Source organism: Niallia sp. FSL R7-0271 (genome assembly GCF_038005785.1).
GTDB lineage: Bacteria > Bacillota > Bacilli > Bacillales > Cytobacillaceae > Niallia.
Window position 1 is genome coordinate 3803079 of record NZ_JBBOTZ010000001.1, and the last position, 11383, is coordinate 3814461.

Here is an 11383-nt window from a genome sequence, read left to right on the forward strand (position 1 = left end):
AATGGGGGGTTCATTTAATCCTACGTGCTGAGTATGAGAATAATAATGAGTGATGAAGTTAAGATTGCATTTGCTTTCATGATATTCTCCTCCTAAAACAAGTTATTGTGAAGCAATAATATCACCAATATTCTGAAAATGTAAATAATTATTTTATTTCTGAATATATTAAAGCGTTCTCATTTTTAAACAATATGGAAGATTTCCAGCTCATTTTTTTCTATATTGTTGTTTTTTAAGATATTTTTTTTGCTATACGCAGGAATAACGCTATATTTATTTCACAATTGCAGTTTTTTTAAAATAAAAAAAGAATAGGGAATTTACCCTATTCTTTCTAAGCAATGTCTGTATTCTTCGTTTCTCTTCCAAAAAAGAATACAGCTGCTGCTCCTACAAGGACTGCAATACAGAAAATCGTAAATATACCGGCGATTGAAATATTTTGTGCTACAAGATATGGAACTAGCAATGGGCCGAGTACTCCCCCAATTCGCCCAAAGGAAGCTGCCATTCCCGCTCCTGTTCCGCGGACATTTGTCTTATATTGCTCAGGTGTGTAGGCATATAATGCTCCCCATGCTCCAAGATTAAAGAAGGAAAGCAATATTCCAGAAGTCATCAGCAAGGCTGTGCTTTCTGCTGTTCCGAACATATAAGCACTGATTGCCGTACCGATTAGGAACACAACGAGTACAAACTTTCTGCCTACCTTTTCAATTAAGTATGCTGCAAGTGCATATCCAGGAAGCTGTGCTAATGTCATAATCAGAACATATTCGAAGCTTTTAATTAAGCTGAAGCCTTTAAGCACCATCACACTTGGCAGCCAAAGGAACATCCCATAATAGGAAAAGACAACACAAAACCACAGTACCCACAGCATTGCTGTGTTTTTAGCATTATCTTTTGACCAGACTGTTTTGATGCTTTCCCAAGCTGTCAGCCTTTTTGTTTGCTCTACCTTCAAGTATTTCGGTGAGTCAGGCAGCTTCAACCTTAAATATAAAGCATAAATTGCAGGCAGAACACTGATCAACAGTGCAATTCTCCAGCCATTATCAAAGTTCGGAATAATAAAATAGGAGATGACTGCTGCAATCAGCCAGCCAAATGCCCAAAAGCTTTCTAGCAGAACAACAACTCGCCCCCGTTTTTCATTAGGCACACTTTCTGAGACAAGTGTTGATGCTACAGGGAGCTCTCCTCCCAATCCCATACCAATTAAGAACCGCAGGATAAGGAACATCCAAAGCGAGGTTGTAAATGCAGATATTCCGCTGCCGATAGAGAACAGTAATAGCGTTATAATAAAGACATTTTTTCTGCCGACTCTATCTGCCATAATGCCGAACAAGAATGCACCTACTGCCATTCCGATGGAATTAATGCTTCCTATCCATCCCATCTCTTTAACGGACAAACCCCAGTCTACTTGCAGAGCAGCAATGATGAACGATAACATACCGACATCCATTGCGTCGAACAGCCAGCCAAGGCCTGCTATTCCCAGCAGCTTTTTATTTGATATTTCTTTTTTCATACAATCCTCCTACAACTTTTCTATAGTTTTTCCATCTATAAGCGATTTATGATAACCAAGTATTATATTAACACGTGTCTTGACAGTAATCATTACATTTTTATTGACTAACACAAAAATTAGTTTGTAAATATCAGAATATTTAAGAAAAATAGCTAAAAAACATAATGAAAACGCATTATTTCTTGAATAAGAACAAACCTATTACTCTATGCAAAACAGTGTAAAATTTTCCAGAAAAAATTGATGTTTTCCTCTTTACTTTCTAATAAATAAGCATAAAATGGTTCTTATATTTGCCAATAATCTTTAAATGTAAAGGGGATATAAAGTTTGAACGTTACATCTAATAAAATGCAGGAACAGTCACTTTTTAACATTTCTTGGCCTCTGTTTATCGAACTTGCATTGCATATGGGGATGGGGGTTATTGCCACACTTATGCTCAGCCATTATTCAGACAATGCAGCTTCAGGGGTCGGAGTGGCTAACCAGTTACTCGGGATATTCATCCTTGTTTTCAACGTCACTTCCATCGCAGCCATGATTTTAATCGGGCAAAGACTAGGAGCTAATCAATTAAGTCAGGCAAGACAATTCGCCAGATCAGCAGTCGGCCTCAACGTCTGGTTCGGAGTGATTGTTGCTATCCTCGTTTTAGTCTTCGGTGAGCCTTTGTTACGATTATTTGATATACAAGGAGAAGTTTTAAATTACGGGCTTATTTTTATCCGCATCTGTGGTGCTTCCCTCTTCTTAGAATCTCTTTCACTTGCACTAAGCGCAGTATTGCGCAGCCACGGTTTTACGAAAGAATCAATGATTGTCAGTATTATGATGAATGTCATCAGTGTTATAGGATATGCAATGAGCATATTTGGATTATTCGGTTTGCCAATTACAGGAGTAGTTGGGGTGTCATGGACGATTGTAATTGCACGTGCATTTGCCGTTGTGGTTTTGCTCTATATCGTTTACCGCAGAATCGCTTTGACATTTAAAGTACAGGATATTATTAAGGTCAATAAACAGGATGTTAGGGAAATGCTCTATATCGGCATTCCTTCCGCAGGTGAAAACTTGTCTTATCAGTTTTCCCAGTTAGTAATTACAGCAATTGTTGCTTCTTTAGGTGATGCTTCCTTGGCAGCAAGAGTGTATATAACCAATATTTCCATGCTTTGTTACTTGTTCACTGTCGCTATTGCAGAAGGAACACAGCTTCTTGTAGCAAGATATATTGGCGGAAAGCAATATGACCGTGCATTGAAACGGGGCATAAAAACATTAAGAATTGCTATGGTAGCATCCCTTACAGCTGCTGTTGCTATGGCAATGATTGGTTCGCCAATATTAGAGCTGTTTACAGATGATTATCAGATCATAGCTATCGGTCTGCCAATCTTATGGGCTGTCGTATTTACCGAGCCGGGAAGAGCTATGAATATTGTACTTATGAGCTCCTTAAAGTCTGCCGGAGACGTTCGTTTCCCTGTCATCATCGGCATGGTCTCTATGTGGGGAATTGCCGTTACGCTAAGCTATACTCTTGGTATAACCTTCGGCTTAGGATTACTCGGCGTTTGGCTTGCCCAAGGTATGGATGAGTGGTTCAGAGGAATCTTCGCCTGCAAACGCTGGCTGTCAAGGCCATGGGAGCGAGTTCGAGTTAAAAACACTGCCAAAGGCCATATTTAACATAAAAAACACCGCTTCTTACACTAAGAAGCGGTGTTTTTCTTTGAGCTCTCTTCTAGGCAGCCTTTTCTCTGTTTAAGAATTTCAGCCTCCTCGTTAAAGCTGGCATATAAAGAATTAAAAAGATGGAGCGGAACAGACTGAAAACAATGAAGGAAAGCCATAATCCGTGATTACCCCAGAAGAGCGTTGACGGGAAGAGGATGAGTAAAAATACTGCAACAGAGCCAAGCATACTATTTCTAACCAGCCCAGCTTCTGAGGCACCTGCAAAAATTCCATAAAAGACTAAGCCTATGCTTGAGGCAAGGGGGAAAAGCACAAGCCATACATCATACTGCTTTGCAATGGCAACAACCTCTTCTACTACTGTAAATAACGGGATGACCGCATCCTTGCTCAGCAAAAATGTCAGACTGATTGCAGCCGAAAAGGCAAATGACCAGAAATACGATTTCTTGACGGTTGCCTTATACAGCTGGCTGTTCTTTTGCCCTACTGCTTTTCCTGTCAAAATGCTGGCAGCATTGGCAAGCCCATCATAAAAATAAGCCATTATGTAATGTATTTGAATGAGGATAGCATTAGCAGCTAAAATTTCTTCACCATACACAGCACCTTTGGCAGTAAATATATTAAAGACTGCCAGCAGACAAACCGTTCTGATAAACAAATCACGGTTAACTAGCATCATTTTTTGCAATGGCTCCCGGTCATAAAGATGACCAAGCAGTTCCTTCCTGTTCAGGCTGTTCTTCATTTTGCCGCTGCTAATTAAAAGTATGATACCTAATAGGAACGCAAATACTTCTGCACATAATGCGGCAATGGCAACACCTGCCACTCCAAAATTAAAAAACAGGACAAGTACAACTGCCAAAACGATATTAAGAATGTTCATCAGTAATTGAATGAGCACCGTTGCTTTAATTTGCTCCATTCCTAATAACCAGCCTAAAACAGCGTAGTTCATTAATGCAAAAGGCGCTGCCCAAATTCTAATATGGAAGTATAATGAGCTTACTTCCTTTACATTTCCTTGAATTCCTAAAAATGCAACAGACAGCTTAAAAATCGGCTCTTGAAGTAAGATAATTGCTATACCGACAATAAGAGCAATGCAGACAGGCCGAAAAAAGGCCATTGAGCTTTGCACATCATCCCCTGCACCTAACGCTTGGGAGGCAAATCCTGATGTGCTGACCCTAAGGAAACCAAACAGCCAATAAATGGTGTTAAAAATAACGGTGCCCACAGCGACTCCGCCAATATATGCTGGATCTGGCAGCTGTCCGACAACAGCCGTATCAACAGCACCAAGCAATGGAACAGTTATCGTCGCAAAGATTAACGGCAATGCCAGTGATAAAAAATATCGATGTGTCACAACACTGCTCCTTCCTAGCCTTTTTTTTCAATATTATATCACTCTAGTTTTTCCCTATTGAAATATTTTTTCAAGTTATGCCAGAATAATCAAAAAACTGATAAACTATTATTAGTCCAACTAATTAGGAGAGATGAACATGTTTAAAGTAGGAATTATCGGTTTAGGAGCAATTGGGCAGCGGCTTATCAAAAGCTTTACAGAGCATCCAGAGATGGAAATTACCGCTGTTTGTGATCCATTAGAGGAGTTGCTAAACAGCACTGTTGCTGCAATTGGAAAGGCAAAAGGCTTTACTGATTATAAAGAAATGCTTAAAAACGCAGATATAGACTTAGTTTATGTCGCAGTTCCGCCTAAATTCCACCATCAAATCGTTACAGATTGTGTGCTTGAGCAAAAGCATATACTTTGCGAAAAACCTTTAGCTAATTCTGTAGAGGAAGCGGAGAGCTTATATAAACAAGCGGCTGATGCGGGCATTATCCATGCAATGAACTTTCCCCTTAATTACAGCTCTGGCAATGCAACATTTGCTTCTTATATTAAAGAAGGCTATATCGGCAAATTGCGCCGCCTAGAGCTAAAAATGCATTTCCCCCAATGGCCGCGAGCATGGCAGCAAAATAATTGGGTTGGAAGCAGAGAACAAGGCGGATTTGTGCTGGAGGTTGGCGTCCATTGGATTCAGCAAATCCAAAAGATTTTCGGACCCGTTCAATTGGTCCATCGCAGCGTTTCCTTTCCGGAAGACGAAAATCTTTCAGAAAACAGCATTCTCGCTGTCCTCGAGCTGGAAGACGGAACACCTGTCTTTATTAACGGAATGAGCCAAACAGCAGGAAAAGAAGTGGTGAAATTTACTGCATATGGCACAGAAGGAACACTCGCGCTGGAGGATTGGTCTGAGCTCTATGGAGCAAAGCAGGGATGCGACTTTGAAAAGCTTGATGAAAGCACACCAGTTTCCTCACTAATGAACGAATTGGTTAATGCTCTTCATCATAAGGAGGCAGATCTGCCAGACTTTTATGATGGGTATCAAGCTCAAGTTGTACTTGAAAGTTTGCGAAACTAAAACAGCAAAAAGCAGCTGAAGCTCAGCTGCTTTTTATTGTTTATGCTCTGAATTTTTTCAAAGATACTTTGCCCATATTTGCTTTTGCAAAGATGATAGTCAATACGAATGGAACGACGATTGCAACAACCATTGCGATTGCAAATGCTACCATATGCTGCGGCTGGATGGACAGAATGCCTGGAAGTCCGCCGACACCAATGGAATTCGCCATAACATGGGAACCAACTGAAATCACACCTGCAATCATAGAGCCAATCATAGCTGCTAAGAATGGGAAGCCGTATTTCAAGTTAATACCGAACATTGCCGGTTCTGTAACTCCTAAATAACAAGAGATAGTTGCTGGAATAGAGACTTGCTTTTCTCTTTCATCCTTGCGGTTAATATAGATCATTGCCAATACAGCAGAACCTTGAGCGATGTTTGATAAAGCAATCATTGGCCACAGGTTTGTGCCGTTAAATTCACTCATAAGCTGCAAGTCAATTGCATTGGTCATATGATGCAAGCCTGTAATAACAAGCGGCGCATATGCAAAGCCAAATACTGCAGCAAACAGCCAGCCTAATGAAGATGTTAAACCTGAGTAAACAACATCTGAAATAAATGAACCGATTTGCCAGCCGATAGGGCCCAACACAGTATGTGCAATAAGAACTGTCGGAACTAATGCTAAAAATGGCACAACAATCATGCTGATTGCATTAGGTATGACTTTGCGCAAACGCAGCTCCAAGAAGGAGAACAGCAGTCCTGCAAATATTGCCGGTAGCACTTGTGCTTGATAACCAATCTTGTCAACATGAGCAAAGCCAAAATCCCAGAATGGAATTTCTTGTGTACTTGCCACAGCGTAAGCATTAAGCAGCTGTGGTGAAACAAGTGTAATACCTAGTACAATTCCCAATATTTGCGTCGCACCCATTTTCCGAGTAACTGCCCATGTTATACCAACTGGGAGGAAGTGAAATATCGCTTCGCCAATTAACCAAAGAAAATCGTTTGTTCCTGCCCAAAATTGGGATACTTCCACCAATGTTTTTGTACCACCATCAACCATTTTGATTTCACCGATGATGTTTCGGAATCCTAAAATTAACCCCCCAACAACGATTGCTGGAATTAACGGTGTAAAGATATCTGCCAAGTGTGCAATCATTCGTTGCAGGAAATTCATATTTTGCTTCGCTGCTTGCTTTGCATCATCCTTTGACGTATCACTTACACCTGCAATGCTAATAAAGTCATTATAAAAAGACGATACTTCATTTCCGATAATAACCTGGAATTGTCCTGCTTGAGTAAAAGTACCTTTAACTAAGCCGATTTCCTCTACCTTTTTAACATCTGCCTTTGATGGTTCTTTTAATACAAATCTCATTCTTGTCGCGCAATGAGTAACAACAGAAATGTTATCGCTTCCACCGACATGTTCAAGGAGCTGTTTCGCTGGTTCTGTATACTTGCTCATAGTTCTTCCTCCTTTTTTCCGTAAACAAAAGTTGTTTCTATCTATACTAATATGATTGCGATTACATAAACATGTATATACAAGTAAACTGTTTACGCTTTCAATTATATGTTGTATATACATGTTGTGTCAATTCTTTTTTCATTAGATTTTATTTCCATTTTTATAGTGATAAACGGCAGAATATTCCTTAATATACCCATGTATCGGAACACTAAAATTTGATCTGGATTTTCTTCAATAAATAAAAGGATAAGGAGCAAAAAGCCCTTACCCTTCTGTTTAAAAAATTAAAATGAAAACTGCGCTGCCTACAAGCAAGCTGGCATAGTAATAATCCTTTTTTGTAACGATTGTCTTTTTGTAATAGCTTCTGTCTCTGTCACCTGTAAAACCTCTTACCTCCATTGCAAGGGCCATTCGTTCTGACTTTCGAACAGCATTTGTAAGGAGTGGAACTGCATATCTTTTAAATGTTTGCCAGCTGCCATTATGCCTGCAGCCTCTTATTCGGTGCGCTTCCTTTAAGTGGGCAAGCTCCTTTTGGAACAATGGTATGCAGCGAAACCCTGCCATAAATCCGTATGCCCATTTTGGCGGAACTTTAAGCTGATGTACAAGACTCATCATAAATGGATGGATACATGTGGTAGAGGTGAAAAGCAACCCTATAGTCACGAATGCTAGCATTCTCGTTGCAATGGTAAGGCCATTGCTTGCACTTTCCGCTGTTATTCTAAACCATGCCCATTGCCATATTTCAGTTTCTCCTTTTCCAAACGCTGCAAGCATCCAAAAGGTTAGTACAAAAAAAACAAAGTAAGGAGGCATCACTTTCAGTAAATACTTGATTGTCCAGCCCCCACCTATCATGCCTAGAAATAAAAATGCCGTCCATATTAATAATGTTTTACCTGGTTCGCTTATCATCATCAGCAAAAACATAACAGCAAGATGGGCTATCAGCTTTACACTTGGATTAATATGAGACAGATAAGACTGATTGCCCTCCATTAGGTAACTCCTCCTTTACTGCTTCTATGTAGGCATAGTGCAAAGGCGGGATGATTGCCGTTTCGTTTAGCTGCTGAGGATTGGAAAATAACAGGAAAGGATGGCCGTCAAATGCAAGAGCACCCTCCTTAAAAAACAGGACTCTGTCAGAATATTGGTCAACAAGATTCATATCATGGGTTGCCATTACAATCGTTGTTCCTTGCTCCTGCCGGTTCTTCAGCATTTTTAACAGCTTCTCTGTCGTTCTTTTATCTTGTCCAAAGGTAGGTTCGTCAAGGAAAAGAATATCCTGATTTAGCAACAGCATTGTTGCAACACTCAACCTTCTTTTTTGACCAAAGCTTAAGTTGAATGGATTAACGTCCTTATGCTGTAAAAGACCAACCTCCTCCAGAAGCGCCAAAGTTTTTGTTTCAATCATCTCTTTATGCCACTTCTGCTGTTCTCCTGAAAAGGCAGTTTCCTCATAAACAGTTTGAGTGATGAACTGCCACTCTGGATTTTGGAAGACAAAGCCAATATGCTGATAAAGCTGACTCTCCTTCCAATTTTTTAACTCCAGTTCTTTAAAGAGGATATTGCCCTTGTTTCTTCTTTTCAATTTAGCCAGCACCTTCAACAGGCTGCTTTTTCCGCTTCCGTTCTTTCCAATAATCGAGATCCACTCGCCTTTTCCAAACCGGAAGTTTAGATTATGAAGAATTTCCTTGCTCTCATAGGAAACAGATAGATTTTGCACCTCCAAAAGGGTGCTCCGCTCTACTTGGACTTTGTTTGCTTTTCTTTGCCGATATCTTTCCTTTAATTGTTTGCTTAATGGATGGTAACTGTCATTAATGATCTCATCCCAATCATATGGATATAATTCTGGGCTCCAGATCCCAGCTTCCTCTATTACACTTTCAAATTCACATAAAGCGCTGTTAGGATCGGCATCACCCATTACCTTCCCCTCTTTATTTAACAAAATGATACGGTCTGCCCATTCGATACAGCCATCCAACACATGCTCTACCATAATCAACGTCTGTTTTTTTCGTTCTGAGATTTGCTTTAAGACGGCGAATATTTCTCTTCTGCTAACAGGGTCGAGCTGGGCGGTAGGCTCATCTAAAAATAACACTTCTGGTTCCATTGCTAGAACACAAGCTAAGGCAAGGCGCTGCTTCATCCCACCTGACAATGCATCAATCCTTGTATCAAGCTCAACCTCAAGTCCGACTATCTTCAGCAGCTCCTTGATCTTAGCTGTCATCTCTTCCTTGGGGACCCTTTTATTCTCGAGACTAAAGGCTATTTCATCATCCACATGCTGCATACAGAACTGCGTATCAGGATCTTGAAACAGAATCCCGACACGGTTCTTTCTAGTCACTTCCCCCTTCATTTTTGCTTCTTGGTGTTCTGGAATGATGCCTGCGAGGACAGCAAGCAATGTTGACTTCCCGCAACCACTTGGCCCAACAATTAAGACTGTTTCACCAGGGTGGAACTGTAAGGTAATATTTTTAAGAACAGGCTGATTTTGACCATAAAACTGAACAGATAGATTTTTACATCCTAATAATGAACTCATCATTATCTTCCTTTGAAGCTTTTTGTTTATTTATTGAAAACTGGTCAAGCGCACCTGTTGCAAATAAGGAATCGACGATAACTTTAGCAAGCAGTCCACCAAGCAGCATGCCGCTAATAACTTGAATGATTAATGTAAGCAGCAATGTACCTGATGTATAATAGCCAAATCCATTGGCGAGTATGCTGTACAGCATACTCCCTACTGCTGCAAATGCACCGGAGAGCATCAATACGGAAACATGGTATTTTCGGTAGCGGAACAGTGCAAAAGCGGCCTCTGCACCAAGCCCTTGAAAGACACCAATCAGCAATGCTGATAATCCAAAGTGGCTGCCAGTAAGAAGCTCAACGGCGGCAGCTGCAACCTCTGAGATGAAAGCTGCTCCAGGTTTCTGAATGATATATGCGACAATCGGGCTTGCTATCACCCATATTCCAAACATAAAGTTAGAACCAACTGGGCCAACTAGTGCAGAAATCGGCAAGTAAAGACTAGACCAGCCTAAATATAACACCCCGCACGCAACGGAAAGGACAACCATCAGCACTACCTCTTTAATCTTCCAGTTCACTATGCTTTTACCTCCATTTTCACAGGCCAGTCCTCAAGCGTATAAGCCATCTCCCAAAACTTATATTCCATATGGCAGCTTATTAAGAAGTACTCTAGCAACTTTTGCTTATAGTGTTCATTCAGGCTTTCTGCTAATTCATCAAGACGTTCGCAAAAGGTGCTTGTAATTCCCATTGAACCACCACCGTAGAAGACGATCCAATCATAGAAGGGATGGCTTCGGTCTGGCTTCACCTCTTCAAGCAGCCTCTTGCCTATCTCTGCATATGTCCACGGACATGGCAGCAGTACCGCGAGAATATCTGCAATTCCTCCTGTTTGGGCAACCGTGAGCATATGGCGAATATAATGGTGCGCACTTGGAGAAAGGGGGAAACCTTGCAACTGTTCATACGTAACTCCAGCCACTTCACAAAAATTATTATGAGGGTGGATTTCACTATGGAGCACAAAGGAAATCTGCTCATTGAACATTTGCATATCCTCCCTTTTTTCACATTTAGAAATAGCTGTTCCATAAATCTGCATGAATGAATTCAAGTATTCAAAATCCTGCTTTACATAATGAATTAGCTGTTCCTTTTTCAAATCTCCATTGGCAATACCTCTGACAAAGGGATGTTCAAAAATAGCCTCGAAAATTGGATCTGCTTCTTGACGCAACTGCTTAGAAAAACTCATCACTATTCTCCTCCTTTTTGTTTAATAGGAAAATAAGAGTGAACTTGAATATAAAAAGGCCACTCCAAAAATGGAGCGGCCTATAAAAGTCAAATAAAAATAACCGAATAGATACCAACTCCACTTTCCTACGCTAGTACGAACTAGATCAGGTTCAAAGGGTCCAAGAACTTCTTGTCTCAGCCTCGATTGGCTCCCCTAGTGGATTTTCCTATTAATTTACCTATACTTTACATAAACAGCTAAATACTGTCAATAAAATATTCGAAAAAATCAGAACTCCCTTCTTTTCTCCTTTCATAAAAAAGCATATAAAAAAACAGCATTTGGATAAAACTATAGACATTGTTTTC

At 40.3% G+C, this 11383-nt stretch carries 9 protein-coding genes and 1 riboswitch; of the genes, 2 read left to right on the plus strand and 7 right to left on the minus strand.

Annotated elements, in window-relative coordinates; genetic code table 11:
• Positions 1-337 precede the first annotated feature (337 nt).
• Entirely contained in the window at positions 338-1543 is a 1206-nt protein-coding gene (locus MKX82_RS19405) for an MFS transporter (RefSeq protein ID WP_233316031.1), read from the minus strand.
• Positions 1544-1876: 333 nt separating this feature from the next.
• Between MKX82_RS19405 and MKX82_RS19410 the strand changes: the two genes are divergently transcribed.
• Complete coding sequence (locus tag MKX82_RS19410; RefSeq protein ID WP_233316032.1) at positions 1877-3241, plus strand: MATE family efflux transporter; 1365 nt, start codon at positions 1877-1879, stop codon at positions 3239-3241.
• A 55-nt stretch (positions 3242-3296) separates the two neighbouring features.
• On the opposite strand, the gene MKX82_RS19415 is transcribed toward MKX82_RS19410, so the two are convergent.
• Positions 3297-4628: an MATE family efflux transporter gene (locus tag MKX82_RS19415; RefSeq protein ID WP_341079212.1), complete on the minus strand. Its 1332-nt coding sequence runs from the start codon at positions 4626-4628 to the stop codon at positions 3297-3299.
• A 139-nt stretch (positions 4629-4767) separates the two neighbouring features.
• Between MKX82_RS19415 and MKX82_RS19420 the strand changes: the two genes are divergently transcribed.
• A complete protein-coding gene (locus MKX82_RS19420; RefSeq protein ID WP_341079214.1) occupies positions 4768-5706 on the plus strand; it encodes a Gfo/Idh/MocA family protein in 939 nt (312 codons plus the stop codon).
• A gap of 40 nt (positions 5707-5746) precedes the next feature.
• Here the strand turns inward: MKX82_RS19420 and treP are convergent, their stop codons facing one another.
• The 5 genes from treP to tenA form a co-directional block, all read right to left on the minus strand.
• Positions 5747-7180 carry a PTS system trehalose-specific EIIBC component gene (gene treP, locus MKX82_RS19425; protein ID WP_233316035.1) on the minus strand — a complete coding sequence of 478 codons (1434 nt, stop codon included), beginning with the start codon at positions 7178-7180 and terminating at the stop codon, positions 5747-5749.
• A gap of 282 nt (positions 7181-7462) precedes the next feature.
• Positions 7463-8194 (minus strand): energy-coupling factor transporter transmembrane component T family protein, encoded by a 732-nt coding sequence (locus MKX82_RS19430; protein ID WP_341079215.1) that lies wholly within the window; start codon positions 8192-8194, stop codon positions 7463-7465.
• Positions 8160-9773: an ABC transporter ATP-binding protein gene (locus MKX82_RS19435; protein WP_341079605.1), complete on the minus strand. Its 1614-nt coding sequence runs from the start codon at positions 9771-9773 to the stop codon at positions 8160-8162. The genes MKX82_RS19430 and MKX82_RS19435 overlap by 35 nt, the downstream gene beginning before the upstream one ends.
• On the minus strand, positions 9751-10347 hold the full coding sequence (locus MKX82_RS19440; RefSeq protein WP_237942108.1) for an ECF transporter S component: 597 nt from the start codon (positions 10345-10347) through the stop codon (positions 9751-9753). Before MKX82_RS19440 ends, MKX82_RS19435 begins: the two co-directional genes overlap by 23 nt.
• A complete protein-coding gene (gene tenA / locus MKX82_RS19445; protein ID WP_237942358.1) occupies positions 10347-11030 on the minus strand; it encodes a thiaminase II in 684 nt (227 codons plus the stop codon). Before tenA ends, MKX82_RS19440 begins: the two co-directional genes overlap by 1 nt.
• 108 nt (positions 11031-11138) lie before the next feature.
• Positions 11139-11240, minus strand: a riboswitch (TPP riboswitch).
• Between the last annotated feature and the right edge of the window lie 143 nt (positions 11241-11383).

What these genes read in the sequence shown, in the direction of transcription:
- tenA (WP_237942358.1), bottom strand. Translation starts at nt 11,030, where the DNA reads ATGAGTTTTTCTAAGCAGTTGCGTCAAGAAGCAGATCCAATTTTCGAG.
- MKX82_RS19405 (WP_233316031.1), bottom strand. Translation starts at nt 1,543, where the DNA reads ATGAAAAAAGAAATATCAAATAAAAAGCTGCTGGGAATAGCAGGCCTT.
- MKX82_RS19435 (WP_341079605.1), bottom strand. Translation starts at nt 9,773, where the DNA reads ATGAGTTCATTATTAGGATGTAAAAATCTATCTGTTCAGTTTTATGGT.
- treP (WP_233316035.1), bottom strand. Translation starts at nt 7,180, where the DNA reads ATGAGCAAGTATACAGAACCAGCGAAACAGCTCCTTGAACATGTCGGT.
- MKX82_RS19420 (WP_341079214.1), top strand. Translation starts at nt 4,768, where the DNA reads ATGTTTAAAGTAGGAATTATCGGTTTAGGAGCAATTGGGCAGCGGCTT.
- MKX82_RS19430 (WP_341079215.1), bottom strand. Translation starts at nt 8,194, where the DNA reads ATGGAGGGCAATCAGTCTTATCTGTCTCATATTAATCCAAGTGTAAAG.